19 protein-coding genes are annotated in these 17,762 nt (G+C 73.5%); 9 read left to right on the forward strand and 10 right to left on the reverse strand.

Features of this window, described 5'->3' with window-relative positions:
• Positions 1–10: 10 nt before the first annotated feature.
• Positions 11–817 (reverse strand): hypothetical protein, encoded by an 807-nt coding sequence (locus tag IPK81_09960; GenBank protein QQS14447.1) that lies wholly within the window; start codon positions 815–817, stop codon positions 11–13.
• Between the two features lie 219 nt (positions 818–1,036).
• Here IPK81_09960 and IPK81_09965 point away from each other — a divergent pair, with 219 nt between their 5' ends.
• Genes IPK81_09965 through IPK81_09975 form a run of 3 tightly spaced genes read left to right on the forward strand, consistent with a single transcriptional unit; the run spans position 1,037 to position 4,088 of the window.
• Positions 1,037–2,305, forward strand: coding sequence for an amidohydrolase family protein (locus tag IPK81_09965; GenBank protein ID QQS14448.1), 1,269 nt, complete (start codon positions 1,037–1,039; stop codon positions 2,303–2,305).
• A gap of 29 nt (positions 2,306–2,334) precedes the next feature.
• Entirely contained in the window at positions 2,335–3,084 is a 750-nt protein-coding gene (locus IPK81_09970) for an alpha/beta fold hydrolase (GenBank protein ID QQS14449.1), read from the forward strand.
• Between the two features lie 32 nt (positions 3,085–3,116).
• Positions 3,117–4,088: a tripartite tricarboxylate transporter substrate binding protein gene (locus IPK81_09975; GenBank protein QQS14450.1), complete on the forward strand. Its 972-nt coding sequence runs from the start codon at positions 3,117–3,119 to the stop codon at positions 4,086–4,088.
• A 12-nt stretch (positions 4,089–4,100) separates the two neighbouring features.
• On the opposite strand, the gene IPK81_09980 is transcribed toward IPK81_09975, so the two are convergent.
• The 3 genes from IPK81_09980 to IPK81_09990 form a co-directional block, all read right to left on the reverse strand.
• Positions 4,101–4,493 carry a carboxymuconolactone decarboxylase family protein gene (locus tag IPK81_09980; protein QQS14451.1) on the reverse strand — a complete coding sequence of 131 codons (393 nt, stop codon included), beginning with the start codon at positions 4,491–4,493 and terminating at the stop codon, positions 4,101–4,103.
• Between the two features lie 214 nt (positions 4,494–4,707).
• Complete coding sequence (locus IPK81_09985) at positions 4,708–5,007, reverse strand: 2Fe-2S iron-sulfur cluster binding domain-containing protein (GenBank protein QQS14452.1); 300 nt, start codon at positions 5,005–5,007, stop codon at positions 4,708–4,710.
• An 11-nt stretch (positions 5,008–5,018) separates the two neighbouring features.
• Complete coding sequence (locus IPK81_09990) at positions 5,019–5,603, reverse strand: hypothetical protein (protein QQS14453.1); 585 nt, start codon at positions 5,601–5,603, stop codon at positions 5,019–5,021.
• Positions 5,604–5,838: 235 nt separating this feature from the next.
• Here IPK81_09990 and IPK81_09995 point away from each other — a divergent pair, with 235 nt between their 5' ends.
• From IPK81_09995 to IPK81_10010, 4 genes are all read left to right on the forward strand, one after another.
• Positions 5,839–6,225, forward strand: a complete 387-nt coding sequence (locus IPK81_09995) for a hypothetical protein (protein QQS14454.1) — start codon at positions 5,839–5,841, stop codon at positions 6,223–6,225.
• Between the two features lie 63 nt (positions 6,226–6,288).
• Positions 6,289–7,794, forward strand: a complete 1,506-nt coding sequence (locus tag IPK81_10000) for a TM0106 family RecB-like putative nuclease (GenBank protein QQS14455.1) — start codon at positions 6,289–6,291, stop codon at positions 7,792–7,794.
• A 171-nt stretch (positions 7,795–7,965) separates the two neighbouring features.
• The gene (locus IPK81_10005; protein QQS14456.1) at positions 7,966–8,430 is read left to right on the forward strand and encodes a CHRD domain-containing protein; all 465 of its coding nucleotides are present in this window, start codon (positions 7,966–7,968) and stop codon (positions 8,428–8,430) included.
• Positions 8,431–8,504: 74 nt separating this feature from the next.
• The gene (locus tag IPK81_10010) at positions 8,505–10,541 is read left to right on the forward strand and encodes a FecR domain-containing protein (protein QQS14457.1); all 2,037 of its coding nucleotides are present in this window, start codon (positions 8,505–8,507) and stop codon (positions 10,539–10,541) included.
• Between the two features lie 54 nt (positions 10,542–10,595).
• Here the strand turns inward: IPK81_10010 and IPK81_10015 are convergent, their stop codons facing one another.
• The 3 genes from IPK81_10015 to IPK81_10025 all read right to left on the reverse strand — a co-directional run bounded on the left by IPK81_10015 (position 10,596) and on the right by IPK81_10025 (position 13,729).
• Positions 10,596–11,039, reverse strand: coding sequence for a hypothetical protein (locus IPK81_10015; GenBank protein QQS14458.1), 444 nt, complete (start codon positions 11,037–11,039; stop codon positions 10,596–10,598).
• A gap of 204 nt (positions 11,040–11,243) precedes the next feature.
• The gene (locus IPK81_10020) at positions 11,244–12,914 is read right to left on the reverse strand and encodes an SEL1-like repeat protein (GenBank protein ID QQS14459.1); all 1,671 of its coding nucleotides are present in this window, start codon (positions 12,912–12,914) and stop codon (positions 11,244–11,246) included.
• 83 nt (positions 12,915–12,997) lie between these two features.
• Positions 12,998–13,729, reverse strand: coding sequence for a hypothetical protein (locus IPK81_10025; protein QQS14460.1), 732 nt, complete (start codon positions 13,727–13,729; stop codon positions 12,998–13,000).
• A 166-nt stretch (positions 13,730–13,895) separates the two neighbouring features.
• On the opposite strand from IPK81_10025, the gene IPK81_10030 reads away from it, so the two are divergent.
• A complete protein-coding gene (locus IPK81_10030) occupies positions 13,896–15,053 on the forward strand; it encodes an acyl-CoA dehydrogenase family protein (GenBank protein QQS15041.1) in 1,158 nt (385 codons plus the stop codon).
• Positions 15,054–15,063: 10 nt separating this feature from the next.
• Entirely contained in the window at positions 15,064–15,537 is a 474-nt protein-coding gene (locus IPK81_10035) for a hypothetical protein (protein QQS14461.1), read from the forward strand.
• Positions 15,538–15,597: 60 nt separating this feature from the next.
• Here the strand turns inward: IPK81_10035 and IPK81_10040 are convergent, their stop codons facing one another.
• The 3 genes from IPK81_10040 to IPK81_10050 are packed head-to-tail and all read right to left on the reverse strand — an operon-like array spanning position 15,598 to position 17,671.
• Positions 15,598–15,927: a hypothetical protein gene (locus IPK81_10040; protein QQS14462.1), complete on the reverse strand. Its 330-nt coding sequence runs from the start codon at positions 15,925–15,927 to the stop codon at positions 15,598–15,600.
• Between the two features lie 38 nt (positions 15,928–15,965).
• Positions 15,966–16,691 carry a DNA-3-methyladenine glycosylase I gene (locus tag IPK81_10045; GenBank protein ID QQS14463.1) on the reverse strand — a complete coding sequence of 242 codons (726 nt, stop codon included), beginning with the start codon at positions 16,689–16,691 and terminating at the stop codon, positions 15,966–15,968.
• Positions 16,692–16,699: 8 nt separating this feature from the next.
• Entirely contained in the window at positions 16,700–17,671 is a 972-nt protein-coding gene (locus IPK81_10050; GenBank protein ID QQS14464.1) for a tripartite tricarboxylate transporter substrate binding protein, read from the reverse strand.
• Positions 17,672–17,762 lie beyond the last annotated feature (91 nt).

Here is a 17,762-nt window from a genome sequence, read left to right on the forward strand (position 1 = left end):
TCGCCGTCCGTCAATCCGGGAAGGTGGGGTGCCGCTTCCTGAGCTCGGGGCCGGTCAGGTTGGTCACGAAGTCGATGCGCTCGCCGTTGGCGAGCTCGAAGCGGCCCATGGTGTAGAAGCGCCAGCGCTCGCCCTCCTCCTCGCGGATCTCGCGCTGGCTTCCCTTGGCGGTCACGCGGCCGCCGAAGCACGAGTAGGTGCGCTCCTTGCCGGCGCCCGCCGACCGGCTGCTGCACACCAGCTGGCGGTCGGCGTTATGCAGGCGCGACTCGCCGCCCTGGTTGACGCGGAACCCGAGCATGGTCTGCGTCGCCGCGCCGGCGCGCGTCACCGCGACGATCGCGGTGTCGTAGAGCGCCGGCCCGGCGAACGTCTCGCTCGACACGCGCAGGCGTTCGGCGGGCCTTCCGGAGACCACGACGGCGCAGGCGCAGCGGTCGCGGTCGGCCTGCGCGTACTCCGCCAGCCGCTCGCGCATCTGCCGCTCGCAATCCCGCCGCGCCGTCTCGACGCGGGCGGCCTCGGCGTCGAGGGTCCAGGTCGTCAAGGGCGGACAGAACGGCGCCGCGGCGCCGAACATCGTGATGGTGCGCGACATCCAGTCCGGGGTCTTGGACCAGCGCGAGATCGGCATGGCGAGACGGCTGCGCACGCCCGGCGCCTGGTCGAGGCGGACGACGCGCTTGTCCGGCAGCTCGATCTGGATCGACGGCGACGCCGGCGTCTGGGCGGCCGCGGCGCCGGCCGCGACGCACGACGCCGCCACGGCGAACGCCGCCGCGACGCGCCCCGACAATTCCGCCGCGCTCCGCGCCATCCGCCCCATCACCGCTCCGATCCGGGTGGCCGCCACGCCGCGCCACCCCGGCGATTGCCGCCGGACCGCCTCCGCCTTGTCAAGCCCGGCGGCCCCTTACGGCGACGGGTGGCGGCGCGCTAGGCTGCGACGCGGCGTCGACCGGCGCGCGCCCGGGGGCCGCGAGATCCGCCGCGGAGCGACGCGGCACCGGGGACGACGCCCGCGGGAGGACGCCGCATGCGCCTGCTGATCGAGAACGCCACGCTGTGGGACGGCACCGGCGCGGCGCCGTTTCCCGCCAAGGTGCTGGTCGAGGGCGACCGCATCGCCGCCGTCGCGCCGGGAGCGGAGACCGTGGCCGCCGATGGCGCCGAGCGCATCGACGCCGGCGGCAAGTTCCTGATGCCGGGGCTGGTCGAAGGCCACGCGCACCTGACCTTCGTCGACGTCAGCCGCGGCACCGCGCTGGGCGAGCTGCCGCCGGAGGAGCACACGCTGCTGGCGATGGACGCGGCCCGCAAGCTGCTGGCGGCCGGCTTCACCAGCGCCTGCGGCGCGGCCTCGGCGAAGATGCGGCTCGACGTCGTGCTGCGCGACGCCATCGCGTCGGGCCTGATCGACGGTCCGCGCATGCTCGCGGCAGGGCCCGAGCTGACAGTGACCGGCGGGCTGGGCGACGGACGGCGCCTGCATCTGCACCAGGAGAGCTTCGGCCTGCCGGTGGACGGCGCCGACGAGATGCTGCGCACCGTGCGGCTGTGCCTGCGCGAGGGCGTCGACACGGTGAAGATCAACATCTCCGGCGATTTCGGCACGGAGTCGGCGCCGTCCGAGGCCGCCGTCATGACCGACGCCGAGATCGCCGTGGCGGTCGAGGCGACGCACGCCATCGGCCGGCGCGTGGCGGCGCACGCGCGCGCATCGGAATCGGTCAAGCGCGCCGTGCGCCACGGCGTCGACGTGATCTACCATTGCGACTTCGCCGACGACGAGGCGCTGGACATGCTGGAGTCGGTCAAGGACCGGATCTTCACCGGACCGGCGATCGGCATCGTGCTGACGCGCATCGACAGCCTGCGCGGCGACAACAGCCCGCAGGGCCGCGCGGTCTACGAGCGGCTGAAGCCGCTCTACGAGGCGACCTGCCGCACGCACGGCGAGATGCGCCGGCGCGGCATCCGCGTGGTGGCGGGCGGCGACTACGGTTTCGCCGGCAACCCGCAGGGCACCAACGCCCGCGACCTCGAGCATTTCACCCGGCATTTCGGCTTCTCGCCGTCGGAGGCGCTGCTGGCCGCGACCCGCACCGGCGGCCAGATCATGCGCCGCGGCCACGAGCTGGGCATGGTCAAGCCCGGCTACCTCGCCGACCTGCTGCTGGTCGACGGCGATCCGCTGGCCGACATCCGCGTGCTGCAGGACAACACGCGCTTCGCCTTCGTCATGAAGGACGGGGTGCGCTACATCCCCTGCGCCGGACAACCGCACGTCCGGCGGACGCACTGACCGCCCGCCCCGCCGAGGAACCCGACACGATGCCCACGCTCAAGCGCCCCGACGCCGAGATCTACTACGAGGTCCACGGTTCGGGCTTCCCGCTGCTGCTGTTCGCGCCCGGCGGGTTGAAATCCCAGCTCGCGTACTGGCGGGCCAGCCCGGCCGATCCCTCGAAGCCGGCGGCGTGGATGGATCCGATGAAGGCGCTGTCGGACACGTTCTCCGTGGTCGGCATGGATCAGCGCAACGCCGGCGCCTCGACGGCGGCGGTGAAGGCCGACCACGGCTGGCACACTTTCGCCGCCGACCATCTGGCGCTGATGGACCATCTCGGCTTCGACCGCTTCCACGTGATGGGCGGCTGCATCGGCGGCACCTACTGCCTGACGCTCTGCAGGCTGGCGCCGGCGCGCGTCACGGCGGCGGTGCTGCAGAACCCGATCGGCCTGCACGAGAACAAGGACGTCTGGGACGCCGCCATCGAAGGCTACCGCAGGACCGTCCAGGCGCGCGATCCGTCGGTGACCGACGCCGTGATCGACAGCTTCGGCCGCAACATGTTCGGCGGCGACTTCGTCTTCTCGGTCGACCGCGACTTCGTGCGCGGCTGCCGCACGCCCTTGTACCTGCAGCCGGGCGTCGACAAACCCCATCCGGCGCGCACCAGCGAGGAGCTGGCCGCGCTGGCGCCCGACATCGAGGTGCAGACGGACTGGCGCGGCCCCGAGCATCTCGACGAATCGATCCGCCGCGTGCGCGCGTTCCTGTCGCGCCACACGCCGCGCTGACCAGATCCGCTTCCGACCGCCGAGGATCCCGCATGACGACCCGCCGCGCCCTTCTCGCCACCGGCCTCGCCGCGACCATCGTCCCCGCCCCGGCCGTCCGCGCCCAGGCGTGGCCGACCAAGCCGATCCGCTGGATCGTGCCGTTCGTGCCCGGCGGCGGCACCGACACCGTCAGCCGCCTGCTGGCCGAGCAGCTCGGCAAGGCGGTGGGGCAGCAGGTGCTGGTCGAGAACAGGGGCGGCGCCGGCGGCAACATCGGCACCACGGAGATCGCGCGCGCCGCGCCCGACGGACACACCGTCGGGCTGATCTCGGTCGCCAGCCACGCCATCAACCCCGTGCTCTACAAGACGCTGCCCTACGATCCCGACAAGGACATCGTGGCGATCTCGCTGGTGGCGTCGCTGGCCAACCTGCTGACGGTGACGCCGTCGCTGCCGGTCAAGACGGTGCCGGAGCTGATCGCGCTGCTGAAGGCGGCGCCGGGCAAGTACAGCTTCGCCTCGTCCGGCATCGGCACGACGCTGCATCTCAGCGGCGAGTTGTTCAAGAAGATGGCCGGCGTCGACATGGTGCACGTGCCGTACAAGGGCGCCGGCGCGGCTTTCCAGGACGTGATGTCCGGCGAGGTCAACATGATCTTCAGCAACGCGCCCAGCGCGCTGCAGCACGCGCGCAGCGGCAAGGTGCGCGGCATCGCCGTCACCTCGCCGACCCGCTTCAAGGCGGCGCCGGAGTTCCCGACCATCGGCGAGACGCTGCCGGGCTACCAGGCGACGTCGTGGTACGGCGTCGGCGCCCCGGCGGGCACGCCCGAGCCGGTCGTCGCGCGCATCGAGGCGGCGCTGTCGGACGCGCTGCGCCAGCCCGACATGCAGGCGAAATGGTTCGAGATGGGCCTCGACGTGCCGCCGCTGGGCCGCGAGGGGCTGGGCGCGTTCGTCGCGCGCGAGCGCGCGCTATGGGGGCCGGTGGTCAGGGAGTCCGGCGCCCGCGTCGAGTGAGGCGGCGCGGCGTCAGCCCTCGGCGCGCAGCTCCGCGAACACGTCCTTGGCGACCAGCATCGCCTCGCGCACCGACGGCAGGCCGATATAGCCGCTGAGGTGCAGCAGCGCCTCGCCGAGCTCGTCCTCGGTCCAGCCCTGGCGGCGCGCCATGCGCAGATGGATCGCCAGCTCCGGCCAGCGCGCTTGGGAGGTGTCGGAAATCACGCAGATCAGCGTCCGCGTCTTGAGGTCGAGGCCCGGCCGCGACCACAGCATGCCGAACACCGCCTCGCGCGCGTAGTCGCCGAACTTGCGCATCAGCGGATCGGCGTAGACGTCGGCGTTCATCTTCGCGGCGAACGCCGGACCCATCAGCTCGCTGCGGATCTCCGTGCCCTTCTTGTAGTTCTCGCTCTCGGCCATGGCGCTCCTCCTCGTTTCGGACGCCCGAGCCTAGAGCGGATCGCGCGCCGGAGGAATGCGCCGGGCGCGCACGCCCTTCGCGCCATGGCGTGGGGCGACCCTGCCACGCCCTCCCCGTCGTCATCCCGAGCGCCGCGAGGGATCTTTCCAACGCCAGAAGATCCCTCGCCGCGCTCGGGATGACAGGGTGCGTCGATGTCGCTGGAGCGGCCGGCTACCGGCGGCCGCCGAGCCAGGTGATGGTCACGTCGCCGCGCGGCCGGGCGCGACAGGCCAGAGTCTGGCCGGCCTTGATCTGAGCCGGCGTCAGCGAGGCGTCGTTGCGCGGCAGCAGCGACACCTTGCCGGAGTCGAGACGGCTGGCGCAGGCGCCGCAATTGCCGGTGGCGCAGGCGTAGGGATAGTCGATCCCCGCCGCGACGGCGGCCTGCAGGATGGTGCGGTCGGCGGCGCAGTCGATCACGCGGCCGGCGTTGGCGATGGTGACGCGATGGCTCTTGGCGGCGCGGGGCATCGGATCGTCCCTCACGCCGTCGCGGCGTGGCGGCGCGACGGCGTCGCGCGCACCGAGCCGAACTGCGGGTGGTACCAGGAGACCGACGGGAAGCGCGCCAGCGCGTAGCCGTAGAGCGCCAGGCCGACCGCCGGCTGGTCGCCGACCACCACGGTGGCGTGGATGTCGTGGTCGGCCATCGCCATGCCGTTGCCGGGCTCGACCATCACCTCGCCGACCTTCACGACCTCGGCGGCGCCGGTCGTCGCGCCGTCGTCGACGCGGCGCCAGAAGGTGTGGCGCTCGCGGCCGGACACGGCGGCGTTGACGCACCAGATGCCGTGGTCGTGTGGGGCGGCCTCCTTGCCCGGCAGACCGATCGTCAGATAGAGGCCATGGCCGTCGCCGTCCTCGATCAGCAGCGGATGGTTGCGGCCCTCGGCCAGCGGCATGGCGAAATCGGCCGCCGGGAACAGCTCGGCCTTGCGCGCCAGCCCCACCAGCTTGAGCTTGATGGCGTGCAGCGCCGAGGGCGTGATCCCCTCCTTGGCGGTGATGGCGTGGACCTCGGCCATCAGCTTCGCGCAGGCGCGGTTCCGTCGGTCGGCGATGGTCATCGGGGCTCCACCGGGATGTGTCGTGGCGGCACGTTAGCGCCGGCGCCACCGGCGGTCGAGCCGCGCCCCGCCCGCCTGGACGTTGACGCGGCCAGCGCGGCGGCGGCCGGCGGCATCTCGCTGCTCGGCGTCCAGGCCGGCGCCCCGGCGACCACCTTCGGCGTGGCCGGGCCGGGCGCCTCGCTCACCAACTCGATCATCAAAAGACTGGGAGCAGGCGCCGACGGCGACCGTCGTGGCGATCAACGCGGACACGGTCAAGGATACCGCGAAATACATCGCCAGCGAGGGCGCCGGCAACATCGCCGCGCTCCAGGCGTTCCGCGCGCTGGAGGGCGTCGGCCGGTCCGACCAGATCCTGCGCTCGCTGCAGGGCGAGATCGAGAAGCAGTCCGCGAAACTGGCGCAGGAAGGATTGAAGCGCTCGGCCGCGCGCCGCGCGGGCAACCGCCTCGCGACCGCCCAGACGCAGGCCGCCCCGCGCACGGCGGAGCAGGCGGGGTTCCGGCAGACCGCGCGCGTCGCCGGCGCCGCGATGCGCGGCATCCCCGTCGTGTTCGCGGCGTGGGACATCCTCGACGCGATCACGGACTACAACGACACCGTCGCCGGCGCCCGCTGAGGCGCCGCCATCCGCAGGGGCGTGCCGCCGGGCCTCCGGCGCGCTAGCGTGCGGACGGCGTCCATGCCGGGCGCCGCGACGCCGCGCCCCGGAATGCCGACGATCTCAGCTTCGACCCTGTACGCGCTGGTGCAATGTCCGCACCGGGTGGCGCGCGACGCGTTCGATCCGCCGTCGGACCGGGACGCCGTCGGCGCGTTCACGCGCATGCTGTGGGACAACGGCACGCGGTTCGAGCGCGAGACCATCGCGGCGCTGGCCACGCCCTACGTGGAGCTCGGCGGCCTGGCGCCCGCCGACAAGGGAAGCGCGACGCTGGCCGCGATGGGCCGCGGCGAGGCGCTGATCCACGGCGGCCGCGTCGCCCACGGCGATCTCGTCGCCGAGCCCGATCTGCTCCGCCGCGAGGGCGCGGGCTACGTCCCGGGCGACATCAAGTCGGGCGCCGCCGCCGACGGCGGCGATTCGCGCGACGGCAGGCTGAACCGCCGCTACGCCGTCCAGCTCGCGCTGTGCGTCGACATCCTCGAGCGCCTCGGCCTCTCCGCCGGACGCCGGGGCTTCGTGTGGGACGCGGGCGGCCACGAGGTCGCCTACGACCTCGAGGCGCGCGGCGACCGCGCCCGCGGCACGCTCTGGGAGGTTTACGAGCGCGCGCTCGAACAGGCGCGCGGCATCCTCGCCGGGGCGGTCGTCACCCTGCCGGCGGCGTCCACCGCCTGCCGGCTGTGCCACTGGAACTCGACGTGCCGCGCCGCGATCGTGGCGGCCGACGACCTGACGCTGATCCCCGAACTGGGCCGCGCGCGGCGCGACGCGATGATCGGCCGGGTGCGCAGCGTCGCCGAGCTCGCGCGGGCCGACGTGGAGGCGTTCATCCACGGCGCGCGGACGGATTTCCCGCGCGTGAGTCCGGACACCCTGCGCCGCTTCCACGCGCGCGCGCGGCTTCTGAAATCCCCGGATCCCCGACCCTATCTGCGGGCGCCGCACGGCCTGCCGTCGGCGGCGCGCGAGATCTTTCTGGATATCGAAGCGGACCCGTTGCGCGACAGGGTCTATCTGCACGGCCTGATCGAGGCCGACAGGCCGCGCGCGGCGCTGCGCTTCACGTCCTTCGTGGCCGAGCGGCCCGACGCCGCGTCCGAGCGGCGCGCGTTCGCCGACGCGCTCGCCCACCTCGCGGCGCGGCCGGACGCGGTCGTCTTCGTCTATTCCGCCTACGAGCGGCGCATGTACCGCAAGCTCGCGGCGCGGTATCCCGAGCTCGACGCGGCGGCGGCGGTGGAGGCGCTGTTCGCGCCCGGACGCGCGGTCGATCTGCACGAGACGGTCCGCGCCGCGACCGAATGGCCGACCAGCGATCTCTCGATCAAGACGCTGGCCGGCCATCTCGGATTCAAGTGGCGCGACCCCAACCCATCGGGCGCGGCGTCGATCGAATGGTACGACCGCTACGTCGCCGACGGCGACGCGGCGTCGCTCCGGCGCATCGTCGACTACAACGAGGACGACTGCCGGGCGATGGTCGTCCTGCTGGACGCCATCCGGTCGCTGCCGCCACCGTAGAAACGCGATGTCCGCCGCCGGCGCCAGCCGCTCGCGGCCCGTGTGCCCAATTGGACAGCGCCCGCCGCGCCGCGCGCCCACAACGCCGCCTCATCCCGCGTACCCGTGGCCGTAACCGGCGGAACGACCATGCCGGCCACCCGCCCCGGCGTCGCGAGCAGGGGAACCTCAATGATACGTCGCACGTTCATCCACGTCGGCCTCTCCGGCATCGCGCTCGGCGCGCTCGCCACCACCGGCTGCCAGACCACGCGCGAGGCGCCGTCGCGGAGGACCGAGTTCCGCGCCAGGCTCGGCGGCGCGAGCGAAGTGCCGGCCAACCGGAGTCAGGGCAAGGGCGAGATGGAAGCGACCTACGATCCCGCATCCAAGGAACTCGCGTGGCGTCTGCACTACGCCGACCTGAGCGGGCCGGCGACCGGCGCGCATTTCCATGGACCGGCCGCGGCCGGCGCCAACGCCGGCGTGGTCGTGCCGATCACCGGCAGCGTCGTCGGCACGTGGCATCGCGGCGAGGCTCGGCTGACCGACGCGCAGGCGGCCGACCTCATGGCCGGCCGCTGGTACGTCAACGTGCACACCGCGCGGTTCCCGGGCGGCGAGATCCGCGGCCAGGTCCTCCCCGACGGACGGTAGCGCGACACACCGACGCCGGCGCGACGGACACGCCGGCGTCACGACGGAATACGGCGCGACCAAGGAGATAGAACATGCGCTTCTCACACATCGCGGCGATCTGCGGCGGCGCCCTGCTTGGCATCGCGGCCTTCGCCGCGGCGGCCGTCGCCCAGGGCGGGCCGCCGTCGCAGGCCGGGCGGCTCGCCTTCATCGAGGGAACGGTGTCCTTCCACGACGAGGAGCGGACGCAGTGGACCCGCGCGGTGGTCAACACGCCGCTGACATCCGGCGATTCGCTGTGGACCGAGCCGGGCGCCCGCGCCGAGCTCTCGCTCGCGGGAACGCGCCTGCGGATGGAGGGCGGCACGCAGCTCGACGTCCTGCAGCTCGATGACGGACGCACCCGGCTGCAGCTCGCGCAGGGCCGCGTCGACATCCGCGCTTTCACGATGGACACGGCGCGTCCCTACGAGATCGTCACGCCGCGCGGCACGATCACGCTGACCCGGGAGGGCGACTACTACATCGAGGCCGGCTCGATCGACCATGCGACGCGCCTCGGCGTGCGCTCGGGCGCGGGACGGATCGACGGTCTCGAGGGCCAGACGCTGGTGGTCGCGGCGGGAGAGGTCGGCGAGCTCTACGGCGTCGCGGGCGCGGCGCAGCTGCGCACGGTGCGGACGGCACCGCCGCCGGCTCCGGCCTACTGGGCGGCGCGCGACCGGCAGATCGCCTACGGACAGCCGTCGCCGTACCTGCCGCCGAACGTCGTCGGCTACGAGGATATGAACGCCTACGGCGGCTGGAGCGACGAGGGCGAGTACGGCCGGGTGTGGACGCCGCGCGCCGTGCCCGCCGGATGGGCGCCGTACCGCAACGGCCACTGGACCTACGTGCGGCCGTGGGGCTGGACCTGGGTCGACGAGCAGCCTTGGGGATTCGCGCCGTTCCACTACGGTCGCTGGGCGAACGTCCGCGGCCGGTGGGTGTGGGTGCCGCCCCGCCGCGACGTCGCGCCGGTCTACGCGCCGGCCCTCGTCGCGTTCATCGGCGCCGCCTTGCTCGGCGACAGCGGTCGCGCGCCGGTGGGCTGGTTTCCGCTCGGCGCGCGCGAGGTCTACGTGCCGTCGTACACGACCGACCGGACGTACTTCCGCAACATCAACCGTTCGAGCGTCAACGACGACGCCGTCATCGACGGGCGCTACCAGCGCGCCCAGCGCCGCGACGCGCCGGGCGCCGACGACCGCGCAACGACGTACAGCAACCGGCGCTTCACGACGGTCGTGCCGGCCGAGGATTTCACGCGGTCGCGTCCTGTGGCGCGGGCGGCGCTGACGGTCGCGCCGGAGAAGCTCGCGGCAGCGCCGGTCGCGCCGGTTGCCGCGCCTCCAGCGCCGGTCCAGCCGGCCGCCACGACGCCGCCGGCGACGGGTCCCGATGGCCGGCCGCGTCCGGTCGCCGAACCGCCACGCGCCACGACGCCGACGACCGGCGCGCCGGTGACGAACACACCGGCGGGCGCGATGCCGACGATCGGCCGGCCGGCGGCCACCGATAGGCCGGTCGCCCCCGGTCCCAAACTCGTCACGCGTCCGAACGCACCGCCGGCGCCGGCGGCCGGCGCGCCGCAGGGCAAACCAGTGCCGCCGCCGCTGCTGCCGCGGACGGGTGCGCCCCCGCCCCCGCTGACCGATGACAAGACGCCGACGCCCATCGCGAGGCCCGAGCCCAAGGCGCCGGCGGGCGCACCGCCGCCACGCGTGTCCGCGCCGACGACGGCGCCGCCCGCCGGGCGCCCGGCCGAGCCCGGCGCGCCGCCGGCGCAGGTGCCGGCTGCCCGTACAGCGCCCGCGCCGACGCCGCCGGCGGTCACGAAGCCCGAGCCGCCGCCGAAGGCCAACGCCCCCGCGCCTGCGCAACCGCCCGCCCAGGCGCCGGCGAGGACGGAGACGGCGCCAAAGGCGGCGCAGCCACCCGCGACCGCGAAGCCCGAAGCGACGCCGAAGCCCGCCGTGGTCGCACCGACCACACGCGCGCCGGCTCCGCCGCCCGCCGCCGACGACAAGGAAACACCGCCGTCGGCGGCGGGACCCGCTCCGCGTGGACAACAGAAGAAGAACGACTAGCGGGACATCTCCGGCGCCGCGCAAGAAGCCCGCGCGCCATCGCGGGCAGAGTCTTCAGTCACGACATCGGCCCGTCCCGGCTTCCGCCAGGACGGGCCGACGCGTTTGCGGCCGGCTAGCGGAAAGCCGGTCCCGCCAGTCGATCCGCCCGTCGCGGTTGCGGTCGACGCTGCTGTGCCGCCCTTGGTCGCGCCAGTCGACGCGGCCATCGCGGTTGCGGTCGCGCCAGCCCTCGTGACGGCCGTGGTCGTGGCCGTAGTGGCGGTGGTCGCGCCAGTCGTGACGGCCGTCGCCGTTCCGGTCCCACGCGTGACGACGGCCGTGGTCGTGGACACGATGGTCGCGCCAGTCGTGGCGGCCGTCGTGGTTGCGGTCGCGCGTGTCGTGATGGCGGCTGTCGTGTCGGCGCTGGTCGCGCCAGTCGCCGGCCTGCGCCTGCGTGGCGACGCCCAGTCCGATCACGCCGGTGACGATCGCCGCGATGAGTCTACGTGACATCGAGACCTCCTCCGTGCGGCCGGGCCAGGAGGGCGACAGGGCGCTCCAAAGCGTTCCGGCACGCAACGAACGTGGCGGGCGATTGTGGTCCGGACTCGGACGCGAAAATGGAAATGCCGGGGCGATTTATGGCGGAATCGGCGCGCACGGACGCGATGCCGCAAGCGCGAAGGGTGGCGGCGGCCGTCGCGCCGACCAGCGGTCTCAGCGCTGGAGGCGCTTCACCGCCTCCTGCGCCGCGCGCTGCGCCTCGCCGTCCGATTCCTGCGCCGCCGCGGCGCGGAAATACTCCAGCGCCTTGTCCTTGTCGGCGGCGACGCCCTCGCCGCTCTCGTAGGCGCGCGCGAGGTACACGTAGGCCCACGGGTTCTTGAAGAACGCCGCCTGCCGCCACAGTGCCACGGCCGCCGCCTGGTCGCGCGGCACGCCGCCGCGCCCGCCGTGCATGAACCGGGCGAAGTTGACCATGCCGTTGGAGTGTCCGAGATCGGCCGCCGCGCGGAACCACGCCGCCGCGGCGGCGTCGTCCTTCGGCCGGCCGATGCCGTCGCGGATGAAGTAGCCGCACAAGTTCATGCCGCTTGAATCGCCGGCCTCCGCCGCTTCGCAGGCCAGCCGCAACGCCCGCGCGTGGTCACGTCCGACGCCGGCGCCGTCGCGCAGCATCGCCGCGAGCTCCCATTTCGCGACGGCGTGTCCGCGCTTGGCCGCCAGCTCGAACAAGCGCGCGGCGAGCGCGTCGTCCCGGCGGATGCGGCCGGCGTAGCGGTAGCCGCGCGCCAGGCCGACCAGGTCCCCGGTCCAGCCGTTGCGCGCGCGGACGCAGATCCGCCGGTGTATCCCCTCGGGGATCGACTCGCAGTCCGGCACGACGGCGCGCGCCTCCTCGTCGCGCAGCACCTCGGCGTCGCGCAGGAATTGGAGCAGATCGGCGGTCGATTGCGACTTGACGCGCTCGTCGCCGCCGATCGTGTAGCCGGCCTCGATACAGGTCGCGGACAGGAACTTGGTCAGGTTGGGCTCGTCGGGCCGCCTTCCCGTCGCGCGATCGGTGACGCCGCCGTCGGCCTCGCGGAAGAACCGGCCGGCGCACGCGCGCGCCGTCCAGTCCTTGAGCAGGAACTCGGCCCCGGTGGTCGCCTCGTGTGCGTGGTGGACGCCGGGATAGACGGCCCAGCGCACGTTGGCGTTGCCGGCGGCGCGCAGCCGCAGGATCAGCTCGACACAAGGTAGCGCCGGCGTGCCGTCGTCGAGCTCCGCGAGCATGAAGAAGATCGGCGCGCCGGTGGTGGCCGTGTCGCGCGGCTGCAGGTTGCAGCCACCCGGCGTGATCGCGACGTGGGCGGCGAATCGGATATCGGTGGCCGCGAGGCCGCGGCGGAACTGCTCCAGCGCCACGGCCTGCGCCGCCTCGCCTCCGCGCGACATGCCCATGACGGCGATGCGCGAGGAATCGACCCAGCCCTGCGCCGCCAGCCAGCGGAATCCAGCGACCGCGTCGGCGTTGGATCGCGACTGCGGCACGCGGTTCTGGTCGTCGCCGGTTCCCAGCACGCCGCGCGGCGTGAAGCTGTCGATGACGAGCGCGGCGATTCCGGCGGCGGCGAGGACCCGGGCATAGTGTCGCTCCGTGTACGACCGCACGCCGCCGCTGGAGTTGACGATCACCATCGCCGGCACGCGGCCTTCGAGCTTCGGCCGGTAGAGGTCGGCGGTCACGCGGTCCTCGCGCATGGCGCCGCGATCGGCCGGCCAGCGCGACACGAGTTCCACGCCCTTCGTCAGAGTCCACGGATCCGCCGCCACCGCCGGGAACGGGCCCCACATGGCGGCCGCCAGCAGCAGGCCGAGACATAAAGCCCGTCGCATGGTCATCCGATCCCCCGGACTGCGAACGCACCAATACGATGTTGGATCGCGCTACGGCCGCGTGCAAGCGACCGGGCGGCCGCCGCGCGCTACGGCTGGTTGTCGATCATGAACTCGCGGATGTCGCCGGCCGGACAGCCGCCTGGAACCGGCGCCGGACCCGGCGCGCAGTAGGCGACGAAGCGCGCCTGGGCGTCGCGCGCGGTCAGCAGCAGCGCCAGCGCGGCCTCCCTCAGAGGCGGCGCGACCGTCGCCGGAATGGTGAACTTGCGGGCCGGGACGCGCTCGTTCTGCACGGTGAAGTGGATGCGGCCGGCGGACTCGACGACCGCCGTCACGCAGCCCGTCGTTCCGGTCCCCGGCTGGCCCGGCGTGAAGTACGTCCAGCACGGCGGCCGGCCGCCGCCGGCGGGGGCCAGCGGTGGCCCGTCGACGGCGGTGATGATCGCGCTGGTGGTGTCCGGTCGGCGGGTGACGGTCAGGCGGGCGTCGGCCGGCGCCTGGTACCAGCGCAGCGAGCGGGCCACCAGCAGCACCGCGCGCACGTAGGGTTCGAGCGCCATCGGATCGGGCGTGCCGGTCTGCATCCACACGAGATCGGGGCGGCCCAACGGGCGGAAGCTGACGCCGAGCGCGCTGTCGATGGGACTCTCCGCGTCCAACTTGAACGAGAGTCCAGAGATCGTCCCCCGGCACAACGTCGGCGACGGCGCAGAGCTCTCGCTCGGACAGGAATCGGGCGCCGTGGGATGCGCGCACGCCGCGAGCGCCAGCAGCATCGCGGCGAGGGTGGCTCCAAGCGGAACGCGGGACGGACGCATCGTCGATCACTCCCTGGCGGTGGCGACGCGACTGTAGCGCGCATCGTGGGCGCCCGGTAGCGGCGTGGGCGTTGCGGTGGCCCGCTTAATCTGGATCAACGCCGCCGCGTCGCGCATCGGGCAGTTTGCGGCCGGGCTGCCGCCCGAGCGCGAGGCGCCGACGACGATGGAGATACCGGAGGAGCACCGCGCGCTGCGGGACATGGTTGCGCGCTTCGTCGAGCGCGAACTCATGCCGCTCGAGCCGGCGATGCTGGCGCGCGAGGCGAGCGGCGGGGAGCTGAGGCTGACCGGCGAGGAGGCCGCGCCGCTGCGGGCGAAGTGCCGCGAACTGGGCCTGTGGGCGCTCGACGCGCCGGCGGAGATCGGCGGCGCCGACCTGCCGGCGACGGCGATGATGCTGGTGCAGGAGGAGTTGTCGCGCACCGTCGTGCCGTTCTCGATCCCGCCGGAATCCCCGGTGCTGCGCCTGCTGATGTCCTGCGCCAACGAGGACCAGCGACGCAGGTATCTCGCCCCCTACGCCGAGGGCCGGCTGCGCTCGGCCACCGCGATCTCCGAACCGGGCGCCGGCGCCGATCCGACGGCGATGGCCACGCGGGCCGAACGGGATGGCGGCGATTGGATCATCAACGGCCGCAAGATATGGATCAGCTACATGCCGGAGGCCGACTTCACGGTGCTGCTGGCGCGCACCGAGGCCGGGCGCGACCACCACGGCATCACCGCGTTCATCGTCGACAAGGGCACGCCGGGGTTCGCCATCGCCCGCGAGATCCCGATGCTGGGCGGCCACCGCACCTACGAGCTGACGCTGGACGATTGCCGCGTGCCGTCATCGCAGGTGCTCGGCGAGGTCGGCCATGGCTTCGCCCACATGCAGCTCCGCCTGACGCGCCGCCGTCTGCTGATGGGTCCGATGTGTGTCGGCATCGCGCGGCGCGCGCTCGACATGATGTGCGCCCACGTCAAGCGGCGCGCGACGTTCGGTGTGAAGCTGGCCGACCGCCAGGCGGTCCAGTGGTGGATCGCCGACGCGGCCATGAAGATCCACGCCTGCCGGCTGATGGCGCTCGACGCGGCGGCGAAACACGATTCCGGGGCCGACGTGCGCACCGAGGCGTCCATGATCAAGGTGTTCGCCACCGAGATGGCGACGGAGGTCGTCGACCACGCGATGCAGGCCTTCGGCGCGATGGGCATGGCGAAGGAGCTGCCGCTGCAGCTCATGGCGCAGAGGGTGCGGGTGATGCGCGTCTACGAAGGTCCGAGCGAGGTGCACCGCATGGTCGTCGCGCGCCGCGCGCTGGCCGGCCGCCTCTAGGCGCGCCGCCGTGGACGACATCACGATCGCGCGCGCGATCCACGTTCTCGCCGTGGTCCACTGGATCGGCGGCGTCGCTCTCGTGACGACCGTCCTCCTGCCGGCGGCCGCGCGTCTGGCCGGGCCGGCGGCGCGGCTGGCGCTGTTCGAGGCCGTCGAGGGACGCTTCGCGCGCCAGGCGCGGATCTCCGTCGCGCTCGCGGGCTTGTCCGGAATCTACATGACGCACCGGCTGGACGCGTGGGACCGCTTCCTCGATCCAGCCGCGTGGTGGATGCACGCGATGGCGCTGCTGTGGATCGCGTTCACCGCGGTGCTGTTCGTGGCCGAGCCGCTGTTCCTCCACCGCTGGTTCCACGCCCGCGCGGCCACGCGGCCGGCGGAGACCTTCCGGCTCGTCGGCCGGGCGCACTGGGCGCTGCTCGCCGCCAGCGCCTTGACCACCGCCGCCGCGGTGGCCGGCGCGCACGGATTGTTCCTCTGATGCGCGCCGACCGCCGGGCGCCGCGATGACGATCTTCAGCCTCTGCGAGAGCCTCGGGCCCTAGGACGCGCCGTCGCAGCCCTTCATGACGGGCCGCCCACGGGCGGCGCAGCGCTCCACGGCCGCCGCGCCGGCGCCGGTCAGCGGCGACCAGCACGCCACCGCGTCGTCGACGCCGATGTGCAGGCGCAGCTTGCGGCCGGCGGGATGGGCGTGCAGCGCCCAGCGTCCGTCGGGCCATTCCACGCGCAGGACGAGATCGGCGGCGCCGGCGTTGCCGAAGCAGGCGAACTCCTCGGCGCGCACGGCGCCGGGGCAGTCGCCGGCGGCGGCGGGCGCGGCGGCCGCCGCGAGCGCGACGGCGAGCGCCGCGAGATTCGATAGACGCATGACGCCTCCACGCGCGGACCCGGCCCGTCGGCCGCGCCTCATTCGTCCATCGACCCGCCGGAGCGCATCAGGGTCGCGGCGTCGTGGTTCTCGCCGATCGACAGCGCGCAGATGCGCGAGAGATGCGTGTAGGGCAGGCCGCTCTCCTCGTGCCAGGCGTTGAACCGTGCCTGGACGCGGGCGAGGTCGCGCTTCGAGGTCGCCGTCTCGGAGATCGCGACGCCGGCGTCGCGCAGGCACGCGACCACGTCGCGCGACAGCGCGAAGCCGTCCTTGCCGATGAAGCGCAGGAAATACTGCCCGCTCATGCCGCCCAGCCGCGAGCCGCGCTTCGCCAGCAGATCGAGCAACCCGGCCTGGTCAGACGCCGGCCACGCCGCCAGCATCCTCCCGAAGCCTCCATGCTCCTTCGCGATCTCCGCCACGAAGCGCGCGTTGGCGCGCACGGACTGGATCTTGGCGGCGTTGCGCACGATGCGCGCGTCGCGCGTGAGCTTCTCCCAGTACTCGTCGGGCTGGAACAGCAGCCGCTTCGGCACGAAGCCGAGGAACGCCTCCTCGAAGCCCGGCCATTTCTTCTCGATCACGCTCCAGACGAAGCCGGCGCTGAACACGCGCCGGGTCATCTCGGCCAGGACGCGGTCGTCGCCGAGCTTCGCCAGCGCCTTGTCGCCCGCGACCTTGGGCAGCAGTTTCGCCAGCGCCGCCGGTCCGCCCTTGCGCCTGGCGGCGCGCGCGTGGATGGTCTTGAAGGACGCCGCCATCGCCGGCGTCACTCCGGCTTCAGCACGCCCGAGGCGAACAACGGCTCGAGCGCCGCCGCCTCGGCCACCATGAACGCATCGAACTGGGCCGGCGTCATCGGCCGCGGATCGGCGCCCATCTCGGACAGGCGCTGGCGCACGCCCGGGTCGGCCAACGCCGCGGCGAGCGCGGCGTTGAGCGCCGCGAGGACCGGCGGCGGCGTCTTCGCCGGCGCCACCAGCCCGGCCGCCGTCACCGACTCGAAATCCTTGAGACCGAGCTCCTGCAGGGTCGGCACGTCGGGCAGGTCGCGCACCCGCGCCGCCGTCGTCACCGCCAACGGCCGCAGCTTGCCGGCCTTGATGTGGGCCAGCGAGCTCGACACCTGGTCGACGCAGGAGTCGATCTGGCCGGCGATCAGATCGTTGAGCGCCGGCCCCGAACCGCGGTAGGGCACGACGTTGAACTTGACGCCGGCGGCGTCCTGCAGCCGCATCAACGTGATGTGGTTGGTCGTGCCGTTGCCGGCGTGGCCGACGCTGGCGCCGCCGGGGTTGGCGCGCAGATGCGCGATCAACGCGGCGTAGTCCTTGAAGCGGCTGGCGGCGGGGACCTCGAGCAGCATCGGCGTGGCGCTGATCATGCCGATGGCGTCGAAGCTCGCGCGGTTGTACGGCGGGGCGCTGGTCAGCCGCGGGCTCACCAGCACCGTGCCGGTCGACACGATGGCGATGGTGTAGCCGTCGGGCGCCGCCTTGGCGACGGCGTCGGCGCCGATCACGCCGCCGGCGCCGGCGCGGTTCTCGACCACGACGGACTGGCCGAGCGTCCGGGCCATCGGCTCCGCGACGACGCGCGCCGTGAGATCGAGATTGCCACCGGGCGCGAACGGCACCACGAGGCGGATCGGCCGCGCCGGATAGGTCTGCGCCCCGGCCGCGCCCGCGAAGGCGCCCGTCGCCAGCGCGGCGCCCGCGCCCATCATCCGTCTACGAAGCATCCCGTCCCTCCTGCGCGCCGCGACGCGGCGATCCAGCCCCGACGCTACGCCATCGCCGCCACCGCGGCCACGCCCGGCCCGCAGGCGCACC

The sequence above is a fragment of the Rhodospirillales bacterium genome (assembly GCA_016699855.1).
Taxonomy (GTDB): Bacteria; Pseudomonadota; Alphaproteobacteria; order Reyranellales; family Reyranellaceae.

What these genes read in the sequence shown, in the direction of transcription:
- IPK81_09975 (QQS14450.1), top strand. Translation starts at nt 3,117, where the DNA reads ATGACGACCCGCCGCGCCCTTCTCGCCACCGGCCTCGCCGCGACCATC.
- IPK81_10040 (QQS14462.1), bottom strand. Translation starts at nt 15,927, where the DNA reads ATGCGTCTATCGAATCTCGCGGCGCTCGCCGTCGCGCTCGCGGCGGCC.
- IPK81_09960 (QQS14447.1), bottom strand. Translation starts at nt 817, where the DNA reads ATGGCGCGGAGCGCGGCGGAATTGTCGGGGCGCGTCGCGGCGGCGTTC.
- IPK81_10045 (QQS14463.1), bottom strand. Translation starts at nt 16,691, where the DNA reads ATGGCGGCGTCCTTCAAGACCATCCACGCGCGCGCCGCCAGGCGCAAG.
- IPK81_09965 (QQS14448.1), top strand. Translation starts at nt 1,037, where the DNA reads ATGCGCCTGCTGATCGAGAACGCCACGCTGTGGGACGGCACCGGCGCG.
- IPK81_10015 (QQS14458.1), bottom strand. Translation starts at nt 11,039, where the DNA reads ATGTCACGTAGACTCATCGCGGCGATCGTCACCGGCGTGATCGGACTG.
- IPK81_10005 (QQS14456.1), top strand. Translation starts at nt 7,966, where the DNA reads ATGATACGTCGCACGTTCATCCACGTCGGCCTCTCCGGCATCGCGCTC.
- IPK81_10025 (QQS14460.1), bottom strand. Translation starts at nt 13,729, where the DNA reads ATGCGTCCGTCCCGCGTTCCGCTTGGAGCCACCCTCGCCGCGATGCTG.
- IPK81_10020 (QQS14459.1), bottom strand. Translation starts at nt 12,914, where the DNA reads ATGACCATGCGACGGGCTTTATGTCTCGGCCTGCTGCTGGCGGCCGCC.
- IPK81_10010 (QQS14457.1), top strand. Translation starts at nt 8,505, where the DNA reads ATGCGCTTCTCACACATCGCGGCGATCTGCGGCGGCGCCCTGCTTGGC.
- IPK81_10050 (QQS14464.1), bottom strand. Translation starts at nt 17,671, where the DNA reads ATGCTTCGTAGACGGATGATGGGCGCGGGCGCCGCGCTGGCGACGGGC.
- IPK81_09985 (QQS14452.1), bottom strand. Translation starts at nt 5,007, where the DNA reads ATGCCCCGCGCCGCCAAGAGCCATCGCGTCACCATCGCCAACGCCGGC.
- IPK81_09980 (QQS14451.1), bottom strand. Translation starts at nt 4,493, where the DNA reads ATGGCCGAGAGCGAGAACTACAAGAAGGGCACGGAGATCCGCAGCGAG.
- IPK81_09970 (QQS14449.1), top strand. Translation starts at nt 2,335, where the DNA reads ATGCCCACGCTCAAGCGCCCCGACGCCGAGATCTACTACGAGGTCCAC.
- IPK81_09990 (QQS14453.1), bottom strand. Translation starts at nt 5,603, where the DNA reads ATGACCATCGCCGACCGACGGAACCGCGCCTGCGCGAAGCTGATGGCC.
- IPK81_10030 (QQS15041.1), top strand. Translation starts at nt 13,896, where the DNA reads ATGGAGATACCGGAGGAGCACCGCGCGCTGCGGGACATGGTTGCGCGC.
- IPK81_10000 (QQS14455.1), top strand. Translation starts at nt 6,289, where the DNA reads ATGCCGGGCGCCGCGACGCCGCGCCCCGGAATGCCGACGATCTCAGCT.